Source organism: Natronosalvus sp. KLKA75 (assembly GCF_059736265.1).
In genome coordinates, this window is sequence record NZ_CM185522.1 from 993,316 (window position 1) to 1,013,906 (window position 20,591).

Here is a 20,591-nt window from a genome sequence, read left to right on the forward strand (position 1 = left end):
TAATCCTGGGTTACGACGGGTCGTTCCAGTGACCTATCGAGCGCGGAGGTGGTTTCGGCGCGTTCGAGCGAGTTCCGCGTCGCTCGAATGGGACACTGGAGTGGCAGGTGCCGTCAGAGCGATGGAACGCAGAATGAGAGTCGCGTTGGCGACGTGGAGGGCCGCTACGGTCGCTACGTCAGCAAAACGGGGCGACTCAGTTCCCGTTCGCCGCGTCCTCGGCCGTCTCGGGGACGCCGTCGGGAATCGTCGGCTCGGGGTCGTTCCCAACGCCGTCGCCGAAGTCGACGCTCGAGCCGGCGGTCTCGTTGACCCCGCCGTGAAAGTCCGTGCTGTAGTCGGTGTCGGTCACCGTCACCGACGTCCCGCTCCCGTTCGCGCCCGCGTCGATCGCGTAGTTGTGGCCGCCAAGCTCGAGCTGGCAGTTGTCGATCTCGCAATCGCCGGGCGCCCACACCCAGATGCCGCGGCCGCCGTAGCCGTCGCGGTCGACGTGGACGCTCGAGTTCGTGACGGCGCTGCCCGCCGAGCCGATTCGGAAGTTCGCCACGTAGTTGTTCGCGGCGTAGCACTTGTCGATGTGGATCGTGCCGCCACCCTTGCCGGCCGGCGCGGAGGCGTAGATGCCGTTGTCCGGGAAGTTCTGGACGTTGACGTTCTTGAAGTCGATGTGGCCGCTGTGTTCCGGGGAGACCCAGAAGGCGGTCTCGTCGGTAGCTTCCGAGCCGTGAATCGCGCCGTCGGCCACGTACACGTTTTCTATGGTCGAGGTGTTGCCACCCTGGTCGGAAATCCCGAAGGCTGCGTCGGGAGACCCGACGTCGAACTCACCCTTGATACCGACGTTGCGGATCGTCCAGTCGGTCGCGTGGGCCGCGATGGTCACGCGCGCGCCCTCGGCCGTACAGTCGAACAGGACGTTCTCGAGCGTCTCGCCATCTCCGACGGTGACCTGGTGGTCTTCGCCGGGGTCGAGGGTCACCGTTTCGTAGTCGCTCTCTGCCGCCGCGGCGTCAGCAACGCCACCGAAGACGCCCGCTGCGACCGCGGCCGTCGCGATCGATCGAACGTAGGAACGACGGCTTACCAGCGAGTTTCGAAGGGTAGTCGAAGATTCAACGTCGGTAGTGGGGGACTTCTGCGCCATGCACTTGCGTAACCCGGCCTTTCGCACATAAACTTTTTCTTATCACACTCATTAAATTTATGTAGTTTACTTCGAACTGTTGGGTTCGTCCACGTATTTTTGAACGATTATTCGTGGGTTGAAGAGTTTCAGAGACAACCGACCATCGGACTGGACTGCGAATAATGGCTCGTTACCGCCGATTTGGGTCGTGTGCGTCGATAGTGTTGAGACGAAACCGTCGCTTCCCGTTCGAACCGCTCGAGCGTACTCGAGAATTACCCGACGGTTACCTCGGTGAAACGGTCGGGAACGCCTCGGTTTTGGCGCTTCCTACTGTCGGTGACCCGCTGGCGGACTTCTCGCACTCGATACGGTCCGTTCCCGCACGGGCGAACAAGAACAACAATCACTAAACCGCCCTCCCCCTCCTTGGGCATATGCGAGCCGAGCCGCAGTCGTTCGATCGGGTACTCTCCTCTATGTGCACCGAGCCACACCCGGTCGCTCGAGAGGCCGCCGTCCGCTTTCTCGCGACCAATCCCGGCGATCCCGGCACCTATCCGCAGGTTTCGGAACTCGAGCGCGAGGCCGTCTCGCGCCTCGGCGACGTCGCCGGACTCGCCGAGGCGTCGGGGTACGTCGCCAGCGGCGGCACCGAGGCGAACCTTCAGGCCGTCAGAATCGCTCGCGAGCGCGCCGACGATGACCGTCCGAATGTCGTGATGCCCGAGTCCGCCCACTTCAGTTTCCGGAAAGCCGCGACCGTGCTCGAGGTCGACCTCCGCGTCGTCCCGACCGAGGACGACCACCGCGTCGACCTCGAGGCCGTTCGCCAGGCCATTGACGAGGAGACCGCCCTGATCGTCGGGGTCGCCGGATCGACGGAGTACGGACGCGTCGATCCTATCCCGGAACTCGGCGAGGTCGCTCGAGAGGTGGACGCGCTCTTTCACGTCGACGCCGCCTGGGGCGGCTTCGTCCTCCCCTTCACGGACTACGAGTGGAACTTCGCGCACGCGAGCGTGGACACGATGACTATCGATCCGCACAAGATGGGCCAGGCGGCCGTCCCGGCAGGCGGCCTCCTCGTCCAGGACGAGACCCTGCTCGACGAACTCGCCGTCGACACGCCCTACCTCGAGACGACCTCGCAGGCCACGCTCACCGGCACGCGGTCGGGGGCGGGCGTCGCCAGTACGGTCGCCGCGCTCGAGGAACTCTGGCCCGGCGGGTACGCCGCCCAGTACGAGCGCTCGCAGGCGAACGCCGAGTGGCTGGCCGACGAACTCGAGGCACTCGGCTATGACGTCGTCGAGCCGACGCTCCCGCTGATCGCGGCGGACGTCCCGACGCCGACGTTCGAGGCGCTTCGCGAGGCAGGCTGGCGAATTTCTCGGACCGGGTCGGGCGAACTGCGCGTGGTGTGTATGCCGCACGTAACGCGAGCGATGCTCGAGGCGTTCCTCGCGGACCTGGCCGAACTGACGTCGCAGGCGGCGGTACCGGTCTCGAGTTGCGACTGAGAAGGCCGCTCGAGTATCGCGTCACGCAGTCTTCCGGGATCTCCTGTCGACGACACTCCCTCTCCCGAGTCACCCGTGTCGAACTGGTTTCCGGCTTTCCGGCGGAGACAGGGTTGTTCGCTCGAGGGGCGCTCGCCGGACGAGACGACCGACCGTTTCGCCACGACCGCGGGCAATTAAGCGTCGACGTCCCCTTCGTCAAGTAGATGCTCCGAGTCGACGAGAGCGTTCGGCAGGTCTGGCGGCGAGCGTTGCGCCTGGGCTGGCCCGTCGCTGTCCAGCAGACGCTGACGACCCTGATGCGGACCGTCGACGTCATCGTCACCGGCCTGTTTTCGCCCGCGGCAGTCGCCGCGGTCGGCCTCGCGGACCTCTACGGGCAACTGCCCCTCCGGATCGGACTCGGCCTCGGAACCGGCGCCATCGCACTCTCGAGCCAGGACACGGGCCGGGGCGCGGAACGCACGCGCGACCGCGCGATTACCCAGGCGCTGCTCATCGGCGCCCTCTGTGGCGTCCCCCTCGCCATCGTCGGGCTGGTCGCCAGCCACTGGCTGATCGCCGTGCTCGGGGCGGAGGCGGCGGTCGTGCGTCTCGGCGGGCTCTACCTGGCGATCGTCTTCGCTGCCGCGCCGATGCGCATCGTCGGGCTCGTCGGGGCGAACGCGCTACAGGGCGCCGGCGACACGCGGACGCCGATGATCGTCAACGGCGGGGCGAACGGGCTCAACGTCGTGTTGACGGTCGCGCTCGGACTCGGTATCTGGGTCGCCCCCGACATGGGAATCGTCGGCGTGGCCGTCGCCACGGCGGCCAGTCGAACCGTCGAGGCCGGCGCAGTCGTCGCGGCCATCGCGAGCCCCTGGACACCGGTTTCGCTCGCTCGGCCGCGGGACCTCACCATTACCCGCCAGCTATTCGCCGTCAGCCTGCCGAACGTCGCCGAGGGGATGAGCACCTCGCTCGCGAACTTCCCGTTCAACGCCCTGATCCTCCTGTTCGGCACCGAGGCGAACGCGGCCTACCACATCGGTCGCCGCATCTATCAACAATTTACGGGCCCGCTCTATCGCTCGAGTTCGACCGTCTCGAGCATCATCGTCGGCCAGACGCTCGGCGAGGGCGAGCCCGCAGCGGCGCGTCACGCCGCCCGGTCGATTCTGGCCCTCGGGATCGTGACCCTCGGCATCTCGGGCGTCCTGCTGTTCGCAGCCGCACGACCGCTCGTGTGGGTGTTCACGCGCGATCCGCTAACCGCGAGCTACGCCGTCGAGTTCACGCGCGTGTTCGCCGTCTCGATGCTGTTCTTCGGGATCTTCTTTCCCATCGCTGGCTCCCTGCGCGGGGCTGGCGACACCCGGACGCCGTTCTACGCCCGCCTCAGCGGGACGGTCGTCTTCATGCTCGGCGGGTCGTACCTGCTAGGGGTCACCCTCGAGTACGGGCTCTTCGGCGTCTACGTCGGCATTGTCCTGTGTTACGTCTGCTGGGCAGCGGTGGCCCTGGCCGGGTTCCACTGGGGTGACTGGACCGGACTCGCCGCCTCGATGATGGCCGAACGGGCCGAGACCAGCGGCGGCAGCGACGACTGAGTGGAGAGAATCGAACGACTGATCGGCGGCGCCTCGGCCCAGGGATCCCGTGCAAACCGAACGCTGGAAAAACGACGTCGTCTCCGACCGTCAGAAGAACGTTCCCTGGATGAACTCGACGTACTCCTGAATTGCGAGCGCCAGCGTGACGAGGAGGGCGATCGGCACGACGTACTTCACGACGTTGATCCAGTAGGTGTCGAACCCACCGTTTCCGCCGCGCCCCTGGCCGAGTTCCTCGAGGGCGTCGGAGGCGTACACCCACCCGATGAATAGCGAGAGCACGAGTCCGCCAGCGATCAGCAAGATGTTGTTCGCAAATTTGTCGTAGGCGTCGAGGTAGTTCAGGTCCATCGCCGTTGGCAGGCCGATGACGAAGATGATCGCCGCCAGCCCCAGCGTCGCCGGGAGACGTGCGATGTCGAAGGTATCGACCACGAACGAGACCACCATCTCGAGGATGCTGAACGCGCTGGTGAGCGCGGCGACCGCCAGCATGATGAAGAAGACACCGCCCACGAGATGGCCGGCGGGCATGGTCTCGAACGCGGCCGCGAGACTGATGAAGACGGCGCCAGCCCCGCCGCCGTCTTGCACCAGATCCTGGCCCTGAGAGGCGAGGAACGGGAAGGTGACCAGCCCCGCCAGGATCGCGATGAACGTGTCGATGGCAACGATGATGAGCGAGTCGTTGAGCAGATTTCGATCTTCGCCGAGATAGGAGGAGTAGGTGATCATGACACCCATCCCGAGTGACAGCGTGAAGAACGCCTGTCCGGCCGCGGCGGGTAGAATGTTCACGGCATCGGAGGCGAACGTGTCGACGTTCGGCGAGAGGTAAAACTCGTACCCCGGGCCGGTGTCGGGTAGCGTGGCGGCGTAGACCGCGAGGATCACGAGGAGCACGATGACGCTCGGCACCATCAATTTGGCCGCTCGCTCGAGGCCGTCACGAACGCCCAGCGAGACGATGCCGGCGACGAGCGCCATGAAGATAGCGTGGTAGATTATGGCATTCGTGCCGGACGCCGTCTGCACGAAGAACGCTCCCGTGTCGCCGGTGTACCCGCCCGAAAAGCTGGCCACGATGTACTGGAGCACCCACCCGCCGACGACGCTGTAGTACGAGAGGATGATGAAGCCCGCTAACGCGCCGATGGCTCCCGCGAACTTCCAGGACGGGTGGCCGAGGCGTCTGAACGCGCCGACCGGATTCCGTTCCGACCGTCGCCCGATGACGAACTCAACGAGCATCACCGGGAGGCCGATGAGCGCGACGAGAGCCAGGTAAACGACGACGAACACGGCGCCACCCGACTCACCAGTCAGGAAGGGGAACCGCCAGATGTTTCCAAGTCCCACTGCGCTACCGACAGCGGCGAGGATGAACCCCGTCCGCGTTGCCCAGGTATCACGTACCATGGGTGTGCGTTTCCAGGTAATTGATTAAATACCTATTGAACTCCCATCGACGCAGTCTGTCGATTAATTATTTATTGTTGTTTGACGAGTGGGTCTGGTTGAGGTGGACAGCCTCCCACCGACGACGGGATCGTCGGGAATTTCGGCATCGATCCTCGAGCAGCCTCGGTCCGCGACGAGACTCGAGAACGGTCCGTCGCCTGGCATGGACCGTCTCGACGCCCTCGAGCCGGCAGGAATTGCCCACTCCACGCGGCGAAAACCGGCGGGTTTTACGCCCGCGGGCGAGTGGTGACGAGTATGAGCCACGACGACTTCCCGACGGACCGCCCCGCGGTGGTGACCTGCGGGTTGCCCTACGCCAACGGCAACCTTCACATCGGTCACCTCCGAGGCTACATTGGCGCCGACGCGTTCAACCGCGCCCTCGAGACGCTGGGTCAGGAGACAGCCTACGTCAGCGGTTCGGACATGCACGGCACGCCGATCGCCGTCACCGCCGAGAAGGAGGGCGTCGACCCCGAAGAGTTCGCCCTGCGATTTCACGAACGGTACCTGGAGACGTTCCCGAAGTTCGACGTCGACTTCGACAACTACGGCCACACCCACGACGAGACGAATGTCGAACTCACCCAGGAAATCGTCCGCACCTTGGACGAGGAGGGGTACGTCTACGAGGACGAGGTGCTCGTCGCGTACGACCCGAAAGCCGACGACTATCTGCCCGACCGCTACGTCGAGGGCACCTGTCCCTACTGCGGCGCGAAGGCCCGCGGCGACGAGTGCGACGAGGGCTGTCAGCGCCACCTCGAGCCGGGCGAAATCGAGAACCCGACGAGCGTCCGCACGGGGAACCCGGCGGAGTACCGCGAGCGAACCCACAAGTTCTTCCGAGTCTCGGAGTTCGCCGACTACCTGACAGAGTTCCTGGACGGCCTCGAGGGCACCGACAACGCCCGCAACCAGCCTCGCCAGTGGATCGAGGAGGGGCTCCAGGACTGGTGTCTCACCCGTGATATGGAGTGGGGGATCGACTATCCCGATACCGACATCGGCGACGGTGGTGCCGAGGACATCGTCCTCTACGTCTGGGTCGACGCACCGATCGAGTACATCTCGAGCACGAAGCAGTACACGGAACGCGTCGGGAGCGACGAGTACGACTGGGAGCGTGTGTGGAAGGACGATGGAGAAATCGTCCACGTCATCGGTCGAGACATCATCCAGCACCACACCGTCTTCTGGCCGGCGATGCTCGAGGGCGCGGGCTACAACGCCCCCCGAGCGGTGGCCGCGACGGGCTTCATCACCATCGACGGCAAGGGGCTCTCCACCAGCCGGAATCGCGCCATCTGGGCCAGGGAGTACCTCGAGGAGGGATTCCACCCAGACCTCCTGCGGTACTACCTGACGACGACCGGCGGCCTCCAGCAGGACATCGACTTCACCTGGACGGCGTTCCAGGAGAAGGTCAACGGCGAGCTCGTCGGGACGATCGGCAACTTCTGGTACCGCTCGCTGCTGTTCGCCCAGCGGAATTTCGAGGGGACGCCCGACGCAGCCGTTTCAGATGAGGTCCGGGAACGCATCGAGGGCGCCATCGGCGAGTTCCGCGAGGCGGTCAACGACTACTCCCTCCGCAACGTCGGCCTCGCCGCGACCCGCCTCGCCCAGTTCGGCAACGAGTACATCCAGCGCAACGAGCCCTGGAAGCTCGAGGACGGCGACCCCGAACAGGCCCAGGTCATCCGCGACTGCGTCCAGGTCGCGAAGGCCGTCGGCGTCCTGCTTGAGCCGATCGCCCCCGGCAAGGCCCAGGCCCTCTGGGAGCAACTCGGCGAGGACGGCGCCGTCGCGGACACCCACCTCGAGGACGCCCTCGAGGCGCCGCCGCGGACCTTCGGGGAACCCGGCGAACTCTTCGAGAAGATCGAGGACGAGGGCGTCGACGAACTCGAGGCGAAGCTCGAGGAGAAGATTGCGGCGGCCGCTGAAGACGCGGATGCGGACGAGGGCCAGGAACCCAAAACCGAAACCGAAAGTGACGAACCCGACGAGTGCGAGGGTGGCGACATGAGCGACGCAGACGTCACGGAAGCGGACGCCGACTCTGACACCAGCGACCTCGAGCCCCTGCTCGAGGACCGAATCGGCTTCGAGGACTTCCAGGAGCTGGACATTCGCGTCGGCCAAATCGAGGCCGCCGAGGGCATCGAGGGCGCTGACGACCTGGCTCGCCTCGAGGTCGACATTGGCTTCGAGACCCGCCAGGTCGTCGCCGGAATCAAGCGACTCCACGACCTCGAGTCGCTGCCGGGGACGAAGTGCGTCCTGCTGGCGAACATGGAACCCGCCGAACTGTTCGGCGTCGAGTCGAACGGCATGATCCTCGCGGCGGGCGAGGAGGCAGACCTGTTGACGACCCACGGCGACGCCGGCCTCGGCGAGAAGATTCGATAGCGCCGCCGACTCGAGGGGAACCGACCCGACCTGAGGGATTGTCTTTTCGCCGGATTCAGGAGTAACGACGTGCTGACGCCAGAATCGGGTGCCGGCTGAACCAGTTCAGCGGGTTGAGACCAGAATCGAGTGGACGCACTCGAGTAACGAGGCGGTTATACCGTCTCGACGTTTACCCTCCGCAATGAGTGCGAAGGAAGCGGGGACGGAGGAGCCAATCACGATCCTGCTGGTCGAACCGAACCCGGGCGATACGCGACTCTTCACGGAATCGCTGCACGAGGCGAAACTCGCGAACCGTCTGTACACGGTGACCAACGGCGAAGACGCGCTCGACTTTCTCCATGGACGCGGCGAGTACGAATCGAACGCCTGTCCGGACCTCGTCTTGCTCGAGCCGCAGTTGCCGGGAAAAAGCGGGATGGAGATCCTCTCGGAACTGAACGACGAGCCGGCGCTCGCCGAGATTCCGGTCGTCGTCCTCACGGGGTCGGACGCCGAAGAGGACATCGTCAAGTCCCAGGACGTCGACGCAGATCACTACATCCAGAAACCGGTTACCCCGGACGACTTCTTCCAGTTCGTCCGGTCGATCGAGGATTTCTGGTTCGCGATCGTGCAGGAACCGACCAACTAGGGCCGAGGTCGCTCTCCAGGTGTCGCTGCCGGATGCTTCGACACTCGAGGTTCCGTCCACCGCTCGTCGCTCATCGTTCATCGCATGTCCTCGTTCTCGACGCACGTCCTCGTTGCTTGTCTTCAACGTTCGTCGTTCGTCGGCGGATAGCACACGCAAGGCCAAACGACACGGGCGAGATCATTGTATATCCTCACGGATACTATCATGGTCGCCCAGAAACACAGTGGAGACGACAGGCCGTCCGCCGAGCGCGAGACCTCGAGGGGTGACGTCGGCCGTGATCCGTCGGCCGTCACCGTCGCCGAGGAGGGCGACGAGCCCAGGACGCTCCTGCCGGACGGCGGCGAAGCAGAGGCAGAGACAGACGACTCTTCCGATTCCGACGACGAAGACGCGAACGCCGAGGACGGCGAGGACTCGAGTGATGCAGCGGACGAGTCCGAAAGCGCCGACGAAGCAACTGACGACGGAGAACCCGACGACTCGGAAGATCAGGACGGATCGGCTGACGACGACGAAGCGTCCGAGAACGGTGACGGTGAAGGCGACGAAGCGGACGAGGGTGACGACGAGAGCGAGGACGGCGGCGAGGCAGACGAAGAAGAAGAGGCAGAGGAAGAAGCAGAAGACGAGAGCGAGGAACCCGGCGAAGAACACGACCGCGACGCCGAGGAGGTCTACGAGAGCGAGGACGCCACCGGCGTCGCTCACCTCGACCTGGACGGCCTCTTTCTGGACGTCCTCGGGCTCGAGGTGAACCTGAACGAAGTGACCCTCGACGTCTCGGCCCGACCGGGCGACAACAACCTGCTCGGTAACCTGTTGTCGTCGGTAACCGGCCTCCTCGATAGCCTGGGGTCGCCGCTCGAGAGCATCTCGAACGCGCTCGGGAAGATCCCCGGTGGGCTCAAGAGCGCCGCGACCGGTCTCCTCGGCGGATTGCGGGACCGACTCGGCGGACTCCTGCCCGGAATCGGTTCGGGCGAGAGTGACGGCGACGAAGACGAGGAAGCCGAGGACGGCGAGGAAAGCGAGGGCGGCATCCTCTCCTCGATCGCCGACTGGTTCCGCGGCCTCGGCCGTTCGATCGTCGACACCCTTCGCAACCCGCTCGAGCGAGCCATCTCCTCGCTGCCGATCGAGCAGGTACTCGCGACGATCGTCCGGTCGGTCCTCGAGCAGGTGATCGAACGGATGGAAGCCGCGTCGGAAGGCGACGGCGACGAGAGCGCCGAGGAATCGGATAGTGAAGAGGAGAGTCCGGATCAGGAGCAGGACCAGGAAGCGGAGGCAACTGCATGACCGACGACACACTGACCCAACGCGTCGACGTGGACGAGATCATCGACGGCATCGACTTCGAATCGCTGCTCAAGGGCACCTCCCTCGAGGACGAGTTCGACTCGGAGGAACCGATCGGGCCCGAGCTAGGCGGACTCATCGGTGCGACGGTCGGCCGGACGGTCGGCAAGGAGGTTGGCCGACTGCTCGGTGACGTCATCGTGGATTCGATCCTCGAGGGCGACGAGGAGGAATCCGAGGAGACGGACGACGCTGACGAGTCGGCGAAAGACGAGGCCGAATCGGACGAGGCGGCCGACGGTGAGAACGGCGAGAACGATTCCGAAGGCAGCGAGTCAGACGAGGACAGTGAGGGCGGAGAAGACAGCGAAAGTAGCGAAGACAACGAGGACAGTGAGGACGGCGAGAGTAACGAGGATGACGCCGAAGACACTGACGAAAATGATGAGTCGTGACGCCCCCTTCCGCGCTCAACGAACGATTCGAGGGAAACTGTCACCCGAGGTGGAACGACGAAAGAAGCGGATCGACCGTCGCCGAGCCGTCCACGGAGGGATCTGAATGAGCGACGACCCCACACTGCAGGATATCGTCGTCGAGGAAGCCCTCGAGTACGTCGACATTGAGTCCGTGATTAACGGAGACGGTATCGGCGACAAGGTCGAGGCCGGCGAAATCGGCGCCGCCGCTGGCGCACGGATCGGCGAGCAGTTCGGTCGCTCGATCGGCGAACGCCTCGGCCGGGCGATCCAGGAGACGGCTACCGACGCGATGGAGGAGGGCCTGAGTCTCCGTACGTTCCTCGAGGAACTCGTCGTGTCGCTCCGGAACGCGATCGCCGCCTGGCTCGAGGAGTTCGGCCAGGAGGGGTTGGCCGAGCGGGTCGCCGCCGGCGAAGCGGGAGGCGACGTGGGAGTCGCGGACGAGGCCGGTGACGAACTCGACGAGTCCGACGAGGGGATGGGTGACGAGACCGACGACTCTACGGCCGAGGAAGGATCCACCGATTCGGACGAAGAAGAAGAAACGGAATCGGACGAGGGCGGCGAGGCCGAAACGGACACCGAAGCGATCGTCGAGAACGGCCCTCCCTCCCTCGACACACTCGAGGACTTGCGCCGGGAAACCCTCGAGGACGTCCTGGAGATGCTCTCCTACCGGGACCTCCAGTCGGTCGCGAAGGACGTCGGCGTGAAGGCGAACCTCAAGGGCGATGAGATGCGCGAGCAGATCGTCGATGCTGTAATCGACGAGGAGTCCTGATTAGCACGACCAGCGAGGTGAGTTCCACCTATGACTACAGAAACGGACGACCGAATCACGACACTGTTGACCGACACTCGAGCGGCGCTCGACGACCTCGGCATTCGCGAGGCGGAGGACGAAAGCGATGCGGGCGGTGACGGCGGTGACGAGGGGCGACCACTCGAACTGACCGCCGACCTCGAAGGCGGCGCCCAGGATAGCCTTCCGGAGCCGATTTCGTCTACCGACCTGCCGTCGCTCGCGGAGGAAGCACACGAACTCGTCGAGGAGGGTGACGTCCAGTCGCTGCTCGAGCGCGTCGGCCTGGATACCCTTCCCGACGGGTCTACGCCGTCGTCGCTTCCCGAGGCGATCGCGAACGGCGACCCCGGCCAGGTCGCCACGCTGCGGGCTCTCCAGCGGTTGGCCTCGCTCGCTGATCCCGATTCAGATTCAGATCCCGACCTGGACGACGCGAACTCGCTCGAGGAGACGGTGCTGGATCTGTACGGCCTCCTCACGAAGAGCGTCGCGGTCGAAACAGGTGACGATGAGGCCAGCGAGGCCGACACCGATGCGAGCGAGGATGCCGAGGAACCCGACGAGGAGGGTGGTGAAGCGGCTGGAGACGAGACGGACGAGGACGAGTCGGACGAAGACGAGGTGGATGAGGAGAAGGGCGAAGACGAGATGGACGAGGAAGGCGAAGCGGACCAGAAGGACGAAGACGAGACGGACGAGAGCGAGGAATCCACGTCGGAGTCCGATAGCGAACCAGTGGAAGCCACCGATGAGACTGACAGCGACGAAACAGAGGAGGCCGACGAAACTGACGACGACGGCGACCTCGAGGACTCCATTTCGTCAGCCCTCAAGGATGCAGTCGGCGGGTTCGGTGACGAAGTCGAATCCCTGAAAGCGGGGCTCGAGGCGGCGGGTCTCGGTGACGACGAGGAGGCGGATGCCGAGGACGAAGCAGATCCTGAGGACGAGGAGGCGAATGGAGACGATACCGACGAGGAGGACGGCGATGAAGGAGACGAGGCCGAAGAAGACAAAGAAGACGACGGCCTCCTGAGCACCGGAGACGACGGCGGCCCCTTCGGCGGCTCGAGCAGCGGCCGCAGGCGCGGGACGATGTACTCGACTGTCGCCCGATCGCCCTCGAAACGAGCGGACATGAACGCGACGACCCGTCACTCGACGATGCCGAAACGAAACTGAGGCCGTCGATCGATCCAACAGGTACACGTCGGTGGACCCACTTTGGGCGGCTAATGGACGTTTCACGGGCGCTCGAGTCGACGAAGTTCTCGAAACCCGAACTCGCCGTCTTCGTCTCCGGCGTCGTCAGTATGGGTCTCGAGATTCTCGCGCTGCGCATCGTCGCACCGCAGTTCGGGAGTCACATTTACACGGTCGGCGGTCTGTTGACGGTCTTTCTGGCTGGACTGAGTCTGGGCTACTGGCAGGGCGGGCGAGCGGCGGAGCGAGCCTCGAACAGCCAGATGCGGTGGTTGTTGTTCGCCACGGCGATCTACATCGCGATCATCATTTACACGAGCGACATGCTGCTGTACGCGACGGCAGCCATCCCGCTCTCGCCGCGGTACGCCTCGCTCCCGTCGATCATCATCCTCTTCGGGCCGCCGACGTACCTCCTCGGGTTCATCAGCCCCTACGCGGCGGAACTGTCGGCCAAGGAGGGGATCGGCGAGGCCTCCGGACACATCTACGCGCTCGGGACCATCGGGAGCATCGTCGGCTCCGGCGTGACGACGTACATGCTCATCCCGTCGCTGTCGATCACGCAGATTAGCCTCTTCTTCGGGTTCGTGCTCGTCGGAACAGCCGTCGTCGTGTCGCTCCCGCGGCCGTCGAGGCGGACGCTCGCCATCGTCACCGTCGTCTCGCTTCTGCTGGCCGGTGCCGCCACCAGTAGCTCCATCGGCCTCGACCCCCGTGGCGACGTCGTCTACCAGACCCAGACTGCCCACCAGCAACTCGAGGTGGTAGACAACGGCGACGTCCGAACGCTGTACCTCGACGACACGCGCCACAGCGCGCGGGATCTGAACGATCCCGACCGGCACGTCTTCGAGTACACGCGGTACTTTCACTTGCCGATGCTCATGGCCGAGAGCCCCGAGTCGGTCGACCGGGTGTTGTTCATCGGTGGTGGTGGCTACACCGGACCACAGGACTTCGAGCGCCAGTACGACGTCGAAATAGACGTCGTCGAAATAGACGAGGAGGTGACCGCCACTGCCGAGACCTACTTCGGCCTCGAGCAGTCAGCGGACCTCCAGGCACACACCGTCGACGGGCGATCGTTCCTCCAGAACAGCGACGAGACCTACGACCTGATCGTCCTGGACGCGTTCAAGCGCGACCAGGTGCCCTTCGAATTGACGACGGTAGAGTTCATGCAACTGGTCGACGAGCACCTGAGCGAGAACGGCGTCCTCATCTCGAACGTCATCTCTGCGCCCAGCGGCCCGGCCTCGCAGTTCTATCGCGCCGAGTACGCGACCATGGACGAGGTCTTCCCACAGGTGTACAGCTTCCGTACGTCCGATACCGGAGCAGTCCAGAACATCCAGGTTGTCGCGACCAAGAACGCCACGCGCTACTCGGAAGCCGACCTCCAGGCGCGAAACCGGAACACCGACCTTCCGATCGATCTCTCCGGGGAGATCGAGAATTACATGGCCGAACCGAACACCGACGACGTGCCGGTGCTCACCGACGACCGGGCGGCGGTCAACGAGTTGCTCGACCCGATGCTCGGCCAACAGTACGTGATCGAGGAGACGGCCGACGACGGGGCGTCCGGGACGGGTTCGGGTTCGGGTTCGGGTTCGGGTTCGGGTTCGGGCCCGGGTGACGACGCCGACGAAACGAACGCCACTGACGGCACGAACTCGAGCGAAGGCGATACTGGCGGAAACACCTCGAGTCTGGCGCCGCTCGCGCGAGCGTCGTGATCGATCGATACGGCCATATTCGCGGTCGAGACCGCCATCGCGACCACATTCGAACCAGTAACCACTATCCGAAAGCCCGCGACACCAGCGCGTTCTCGAGAATTCGAACTCGTCGGCGTCGCTACAGCGGGAACTCGCCGCCGACGATACCGTCCGCGATCAGCGACGCGTACTCGACGTATGGCTCCCAATCCGACGCATCCCCGGCCTCGAGTCGGTCGCGATGGAGGTCCTCCCACACGACCGCGAGCGAGAACGCTGCCAGTGCACGGTAGAACCGCTTGTGTTCGAACTCGAACCCCGTCGCCGCCTCGTAGCGAGCGACCAGGTCCCGCCGACTGGGACTGCCGGGTTTCGCCGTGAACGGGCTGAGGCCGCGCTCGTTTTGCTCCCGCAACTGCCGGAGGGCGTGCTCGTGTTCGTCCCCGTGTCGCGCCTCGAGCGCCTCGAGCGACGGTCGCCAGTCGTTCGCGTCTCGCCACCGGAGCAGCAGGTAGCCCAGGTCGACCAGCGGGTCGTCGAGCGCGGCCGTTTCCCAGTCGAGGACGCCGGTAATTTCGGGTCGGTCTGTGCCAGCGAAGAGCACGTTCCCCGGTCTGAAGTCGCCGTGGACGAGCGTCGTCCTCGTCTCCGTCGGCGCGTGTTCCTGGAGCCACTCGGCAACTGACCGGAGCGTCGGAACCTCGTGACCCGTCACCTGGACCGTCTCCTCGAGTCGTTCTACGGCGCGGTCGACGCGGGCCCGCGGCGTCAGCCGGTGACAGACGTCCGCGAACGGCTCAGGGTCGACCGCGTGGATATCGGCGAGCGTCTCGACGAGTCGCGCGGCCACCCGTTCTCGCGACTGCGGCGTCCGAAAGCGCTCGGGGAGGTCCTCGCCGAGGGGAATCGGTTCGCCCTCGAGTGCAGTCATCAGGTAGAACGGATCGCCGAAGATCGATTCGTCTTCGCCGTACAGAACGGGAACTGGCGCGAGAACCGAGGTCTCGCGAAGCCGCTCCATCACCGCGTACTCCCGTCGCAGGTCGTTCATGTAGCTCGCATCTCGCAACTTGTTCGGCTTTCGCAGCACGTACGGGCCGCTGGCGTCGTCGTTCAACACCTCGAGAATCAGATTGAGGCCGTCGTCGACGACCTCGAGTCCGGTCACGCTCGTTCCCAGTTCGGCGGCGAGGACGGATTCGAGGCGGTCGACGTCGAGGTTCACGTCGTCGCTGGCGTCCACGTCACCGTCGCCGTCGGCGTCCACGTCGCTGTCGTTCATACGACGACCACTCTCCGGTATTTAAAAACACTCCCGGCTGTGTGGTTGTGATTCTCGAGCACTCTGCACTATACTTTCTATAGTCATATACGCGCCGCAACCGCTGGACCAGTCGACGACGCCGCTCACTCGGCGTCCGCCTCGAGTGCGGACTCTCTGTCGACCGCAGTCTCCCTGTCGAGCGCGTCGAGCAGTCCTGGCTCGAGGGCGTAGGTGCCGTCCGCCCGGCGGTCGACGACGTCGCGGGTTCGAAGCTCCGAGAGGAGGCTCTGGACGGCGACGGGCGAGCGGCCGACCGACTCCGCCGTCGCGGTCGTCGAGAGCGGCCCGTCGATGGCGACCGTCTCGATGACGCGTCGGGCAGTCGGTTCGTCACACCGGGAGTCGTCACAGGCCGCCGTGACGCGGGTCGAAATCTCCTCGAGGGCCAGCAGGTCCTCGATGGTGTCGCGTTCATCGGGGACTATCATGTCGAGGTCGATCGGTCCCGTCGCGGGGTCGTCCGCCGCGCCGGTCTCGAGGATGTCGTCCTCGCTCGCGTCGTCGACGGGCGTGTAGCCGAACGTGAGATCGTCGCCGTCGGCGTGAAGAATCGGCGTCTCTTCGCTCTCCGCCGCCTCCGATTCCGCCTTCTCGTTCGCGTTTCCGTTCCCGTCCGCGTTCCCGCCACCGTCGGCCGCCGCTCCGTCGCCGCCGTCTACTATCCCTTCGTCACCCGAATCCGCGGGCTCGAGCCACAACTCGAGTTCGCGACAGCGCTCGCGAAGTTCCTCGTTCTCGGCCTCGAGACACTCGAGGTCGTCGTCTCGGTTCTCGAGTTCCCGCTCGCGTGACTCGAGTCGCTCGCGGAGGTCGTCGTTCTCCTCCTCGAGTTCCTCGCGCTCGGCCTCGAGTTCCTCGATTCGTTCCTCGAGGTCGACCAGTTCGTCGTGCAGTCGGCGCATGTCGCCGCCCGTCTCCGGAAACGTCGTCTGGACGGGTTCGGCCTGGGAGAGCGCGTCGGCCATCTGCCGGGCGGCCTCGGAGACGTCACGCGCCGAAGAGAGTTCGTCCTCGAGGGTCTCGATTCTGGAATCTTTCCTGTCGAGGCGCTTCTCGAGTTCGTCGATGCGGTCCTCTTCGCGATCCTTGCGCTCGGAGATGGTCTGGAGGTCGTCGACGAGCGCGTCGGAGACGGACTTGAGTTCGGGCCGCTCGAAGTCGTCCAGGCCGGGTGTCGCCCCGGCGTCGAAGGTGCGCTTGCGTCGGAACTGGATCTTGCGGACGCCTGCGTCCATCCAGTCGGTCTGGATGAACGCCTGGCCGTCGTCGAGCTCGGAGACCAGTTCGGCGTACTTCGAATCGATGATCCGTCCGACGACGTTGGTGTCGTTCTCCCAGGTGAGCCGGTGCCAGACGAGCCAGTTTGCCTGCGTGATGAAGTCCTTCTTGACGTCGGCGGGGCGCTGGCTGATCCCCAGGATGCCCAGCCCGTGCTTGCGCCCGCGCTTGCCGATCTTGATCAGCAGTCGGCCGGTCTCGCCGAGACCGCCGCCCTCGGGGATGTACTCGTGGACCTCCTCGACCACCAGCAGGAACGGCTTTTTCAGTTTCTTCTCCTTGACGAACAGCTGTCGGGCGGTCTCTCGCAGGAGTTCGTCGGCCTCCTCCTCGTCCAGGTAGCCCGAGACGTCGAGGATGACGGGGACGTTCTCTTCGAGCGCCAGCGAGGCCATCTGCTCGGCGTGTTCGGGCCCGATCTGGATGTCACACTCCTCGTCAGCGCCCGCGTGGAGCATCTCGTACTCCTCTTTCAGTCCGTAGTACTCGCCGTCGGTGTCGACGATCAGGAGCGGAAAGCCGGCCTCGAGGAGTTCCTCGGCGATCACCGATGCCGTATTGGACTTCCCCGATCCGGACTTTCCGGTGACGAACCCGCGACCGGTCAGCAACTCGACGACAGGGAGCGTCACGTCGGTGCCGTCGGCCGCTTCGCCGACCGTCACCTCCCGCGTCTCGCTCACCGTCTCCTCACCTCGTCTCGCCTGCGCGAACGCTGCATAGTTCACACTGCCCTCGGGTTCCCTTGAAGGTTCGCCTCGCGTGACACTCGCCGCGTCCGACGAGTGTGAACGCTTGACAACCCTGGGAAACGATTATGTCACTCCCCCCAGATGTGTAGGGTAGCCGATCGTCACAGATCGCGACCGACCATGACCACCACGACCCACCCGATTCCCGCGTTCGCCCCGATGAGTGGCAACGCGGGCGTCGCCACCGACGTCGACACCGTCACCGGCACTGCCGGTCGGTGTGTCGACGTCGCTGGCTGGGACGTCACCAGCGTCTCCGGACGCTATGGCGTCGCCAGGACTTCCGGCGTTGCCGGACTGAAGGGTCGTGGACGGGCACTCGGTCACCCGACCCCGATTTCGTCGAATCTCGACGGAATCTCCGTCCGCGCCGCGTAGGTCCATTCTCCCGGCCGGACGGTTTGTACGCGTTGCCGACCCACTATCGCTCGAGGTCGGTCCGTCGATCCCATCCGTTCTGCCGGCGAGCCTGGACCGCGCGGTTTCCCCCGGTGGTGGACACCGCGCGGTCGTCAGCGTTCCCGATTCCCGGGCACGTGCGACCGCCCCCGAGTTCGACTCTCGGCGGGGGACTATGGCACGATACCAGACCGTCGTGGCGAAACTCGCCGTGCGCGTTCCCGTGAACGCGACCGGCGACCTCGTCACCGCAGGCGCACGAATCGTCGAACGAGTCGCGGCCGTCGAGCGCGTCGACGACGCGACCGTCCGCGGCCTCGAGCCCGGCCTGAACGACACGACCGTCACGCTCGAAACCCGACTCGTCCTCGTGGGCGACCGGGGCGAGGACCTGGCCGTCGTGAGACGTGAGTTGAACGAGGGTGTCGGCGTGACCGTCCAGGAGGTGGCAACCGTCGAGGTCGAACTCGAGACCGAGGCCGACCTCGAGACGGACGCCGAGGAGGAGGTCGACTTGCAGGTGGCGCCTCGAGCGTAGAGTGAGCGGAAGCGGTCGACCGAAGACTCGAGCGACGTTGGTCCTCGACGACGCCGTCAGAACTATTCGTCGGCGGCTTCAGACGACGTATTGGACTCCGTTTCTGTCTCCGCTTCCGTCTCGAGATTCCGCTCGACCGTCTCCTCGTGAACCGTCAGCCCTTGCCGGCCGAGGTGCTGCAACTGGCGGCGGGCGAACTCCTCCTCTCGCGTTCCGCGGGTCGCCAGCACGTACATCAGCGCGCCCCCAGCGGGACGCATCGTTCGGCCTGCTCGCTGGGTGCCCTGCCGTCTCGAGCCGCCGAGCCCCGACGCCACGATGGCCAGATCGGCACTCGGCAGGTCGATCCCCTCGTCGCCGACCCGCGAGAGCACGAGCGTGTCGATCTCGTCGTGGCGGAACGAGTCCAGGAGCCGCTGGCGCTCGAGGTGGGGCGTCTCGCCGCTGAGGAAGGGAGCGTCGAGCGCCGCCGCGAGGTCCCGGCCCTGCTCGAGGTAGTCGACGAAGACGAGCGCGCGGGCGCCCGGATGCGACGCCAGAAGGTAGCGCACCTCGGCGACCTTGCCGGGATTCGTCGCCGCCAGCTGGTAGCGCTCCCGCCCCTCCGCCGACCCGTACGCGTTTTGATGTTCGTCGTCGCCCCAGGGCACGTACCGAATCTCGAGTTCGGGTTCGGCGACGAAGTCGGCCTCGAACAGCGCCTCCCAGTCGGTGCCGATCGGTGGTCCGATCAGGGTGAAGATGTCCGCGGCGCGGTCGTCCTCACGGAGCGGCGAGGCCGAGAGGCCGAGGCGGTGGCGCGACTGGAGGTGCGTGCTCCGGCGGTAGACGTCCGAAGGGACGTGCTGGCACTCGTCGAACACCACCAGCCCCCACTCGCGGTCGTCGAAGAGCGAGCGGTGGCGGTCCATCCCGGCGATCTGGTAGGTCGCGATGGTCACCGGGCGAATCTCCTTGCGGCCGCCGTGGTACTGGCCGACCTGCTCGGGTTCCAGACTCGTGACGTCGAGCACCGTCTGGGCCCACTGGCGGGCGAGGTCGCGGCTCGGGACCAGCACGAGGGTCTCGCCGCCGACTTCCTCCATCGTGGCGATCGCGGCGATCGTCTTGCCGCTGCCGGGCGGACCGACGAAGACGCCGGATCCGGCCTCGAGGAAGCGATCCACCCAGGTTCGCTGGTACTCCCGCAGGGAGACCTCGAGTCCGACCTCGAGGGCGTCCCCCGACTCGAGGTCGCGGTCGTCCCGGACGGGGTAGCCCGCCTCGTAGAGGATCCGCTTGATGGCCGCCTCCGATCCCTCGCGCACCCAGTCCTCGGTGTCGGAAATCGGCGCGTGGACGTGCTCTTCGTCGAGTTTCTGTCGGGCGACGTTGCCCATGATCTCCGCGCTCCGGGCCTCGAGCACGGTGTAGTCGTCGGGGTGGGTGACGAGCCTGAACTGGCGGGCGCGATCCCACTGGCTCTCGACCCAGGACTCGAGCGCGTCCGAGCGCTGGCCCAGGGCCTGTCGCATCGTTCGCTGGAGGCCGTCAAACGAGTCGTGCGGGGCCTGCCAGACGTCCTCCGGGCGGACGACGTAGCGGTAGCCGCCTTCACCGTTGCCGTCTGCGAGGTGGGCGAACTGGGAGAGTTGCGCACGGGTGAACTGATCGGGGCGGTCGACGATAATCTCGCGGCGCTTCGGGAAGACGACAACCCGCTCGCGTTCGGTCAGGTCCTCGAGTTCGGCCGGGAACCAGACCACGGGGTCCCTGGAGACGGCCAGGCGCTCCAGGTCGCCCCGCTCCGCGAGCGCCTCGAGGTCGTCGGTCACCTCGCTGTGGGGTCGCTCGAGGTGTCTGGCGAGTTCGGAAGCGGTGAGCAACGGGCGGCCGGCCCGCTGGCAGGCGTCGTGGAACGCCGAGAGCGAGAGGGACGGGTGGGCGTCGTCGGGGTCTGTCACTCCATCCCCGCGAGTGGAGTCGTGAGCGTCGTCGGCGTCTGCGGCGTCGTCAGTCACTGGATAGGCTACCGGACT

17 protein-coding genes are annotated in these 20,591 nt (G+C 65.5%); 12 read left to right on the top strand and 5 right to left on the bottom strand.

All coding sequences use genetic code 11. The features are described 5' to 3' along the window. Positions 1–196: 196 nt before the first annotated feature. Positions 197–1,147: a hypothetical protein gene (locus tag AC6I65_RS04785; RefSeq protein WP_497902915.1), complete on the bottom strand. Its 951-nt coding sequence runs from the start codon at positions 1,145–1,147 to the stop codon at positions 197–199. Positions 1,148–1,566: 419 nt separating this feature from the next. Between AC6I65_RS04785 and mfnA the strand changes: the two genes are divergently transcribed. Then, entirely contained in the window at positions 1,567–2,652 is a 1,086-nt protein-coding gene (gene mfnA / locus AC6I65_RS04790) for a tyrosine decarboxylase MfnA (protein WP_497902916.1), read from the top strand. A 206-nt stretch (positions 2,653–2,858) separates the two neighbouring features. Then, positions 2,859–4,244, top strand: coding sequence for an MATE family efflux transporter (locus AC6I65_RS04795; RefSeq protein ID WP_497902917.1), 1,386 nt, complete (start codon positions 2,859–2,861; stop codon positions 4,242–4,244). Between the two features lie 90 nt (positions 4,245–4,334). On the opposite strand, the gene AC6I65_RS04800 is transcribed toward AC6I65_RS04795, so the two are convergent. Next, a complete protein-coding gene (locus AC6I65_RS04800; RefSeq protein ID WP_497902918.1) occupies positions 4,335–5,666 on the bottom strand; it encodes a sodium-dependent transporter in 1,332 nt (443 codons plus the stop codon). A 103-nt stretch (positions 5,667–5,769) separates the two neighbouring features. On the opposite strand from AC6I65_RS04800, the gene AC6I65_RS04805 reads away from it, so the two are divergent. The 8 genes from AC6I65_RS04805 (at position 5,770) to AC6I65_RS04840 (ending at position 14,300) form a co-directional block, all read left to right on the top strand. Further along, on the top strand, positions 5,770–5,961 hold the full coding sequence (locus tag AC6I65_RS04805; protein ID WP_497902919.1) for a hypothetical protein: 192 nt from the start codon (positions 5,770–5,772) through the stop codon (positions 5,959–5,961). A gap of 5 nt (positions 5,962–5,966) precedes the next feature. Further along, entirely contained in the window at positions 5,967–8,126 is a 2,160-nt protein-coding gene (metG, locus tag AC6I65_RS04810) for a methionine--tRNA ligase (RefSeq protein WP_497902920.1), read from the top strand. Between the two features lie 184 nt (positions 8,127–8,310). After that, positions 8,311–8,763, top strand: a complete 453-nt coding sequence (locus AC6I65_RS04815) for a response regulator (protein WP_497902921.1) — start codon at positions 8,311–8,313, stop codon at positions 8,761–8,763. Positions 8,764–8,946: 183 nt separating this feature from the next. Beyond that, positions 8,947–10,068 (top strand): hypothetical protein, encoded by a 1,122-nt coding sequence (locus AC6I65_RS04820; protein WP_497902922.1) that lies wholly within the window; start codon positions 8,947–8,949, stop codon positions 10,066–10,068. Next, on the top strand, positions 10,065–10,523 hold the full coding sequence (locus AC6I65_RS04825) for a hypothetical protein (RefSeq protein WP_497902923.1): 459 nt from the start codon (positions 10,065–10,067) through the stop codon (positions 10,521–10,523). The genes AC6I65_RS04820 and AC6I65_RS04825 overlap by 4 nt, the downstream gene beginning before the upstream one ends. A gap of 106 nt (positions 10,524–10,629) precedes the next feature. Beyond that, on the top strand, positions 10,630–11,331 hold the full coding sequence (locus AC6I65_RS04830; RefSeq protein ID WP_497902924.1) for a hypothetical protein: 702 nt from the start codon (positions 10,630–10,632) through the stop codon (positions 11,329–11,331). A gap of 30 nt (positions 11,332–11,361) precedes the next feature. Continuing rightward, entirely contained in the window at positions 11,362–12,537 is a 1,176-nt protein-coding gene (locus AC6I65_RS04835; RefSeq protein WP_497902925.1) for a hypothetical protein, read from the top strand. 53 nt (positions 12,538–12,590) lie between these two features. Then, positions 12,591–14,300: a spermidine synthase gene (locus AC6I65_RS04840; RefSeq protein ID WP_497902926.1), complete on the top strand. Its 1,710-nt coding sequence runs from the start codon at positions 12,591–12,593 to the stop codon at positions 14,298–14,300. A 121-nt stretch (positions 14,301–14,421) separates the two neighbouring features. Here AC6I65_RS04840 and AC6I65_RS04845 read toward each other — a convergent pair whose 3' ends face one another. Together AC6I65_RS04845 and AC6I65_RS04850 are read right to left on the bottom strand one after the other, a co-directional pair. Beyond that, positions 14,422–15,564, bottom strand: coding sequence for a phosphotransferase family protein (locus AC6I65_RS04845; protein WP_497902927.1), 1,143 nt, complete (start codon positions 15,562–15,564; stop codon positions 14,422–14,424). Between the two features lie 125 nt (positions 15,565–15,689). Next, positions 15,690–17,612 (bottom strand): ATP-binding protein, encoded by a 1,923-nt coding sequence (locus AC6I65_RS04850; RefSeq protein WP_497902928.1) that lies wholly within the window; start codon positions 17,610–17,612, stop codon positions 15,690–15,692. A gap of 144 nt (positions 17,613–17,756) precedes the next feature. Here AC6I65_RS04850 and AC6I65_RS04855 point away from each other — a divergent pair, with 144 nt between their 5' ends. Both AC6I65_RS04855 and AC6I65_RS04860 read left to right on the top strand, forming a co-directional pair. Beyond that, the gene (locus tag AC6I65_RS04855; protein WP_497902929.1) at positions 17,757–18,014 is read left to right on the top strand and encodes a hypothetical protein; all 258 of its coding nucleotides are present in this window, start codon (positions 17,757–17,759) and stop codon (positions 18,012–18,014) included. A gap of 196 nt (positions 18,015–18,210) precedes the next feature. Next, complete coding sequence (locus AC6I65_RS04860; protein WP_497902930.1) at positions 18,211–18,573, top strand: hypothetical protein; 363 nt, start codon at positions 18,211–18,213, stop codon at positions 18,571–18,573. A gap of 62 nt (positions 18,574–18,635) precedes the next feature. Here AC6I65_RS04860 and AC6I65_RS04865 read toward each other — a convergent pair whose 3' ends face one another. Beyond that, entirely contained in the window at positions 18,636–20,573 is a 1,938-nt protein-coding gene (locus AC6I65_RS04865) for a DEAD/DEAH box helicase family protein (protein ID WP_497902931.1), read from the bottom strand. Between the last annotated feature and the right edge of the window lie 18 nt (positions 20,574–20,591).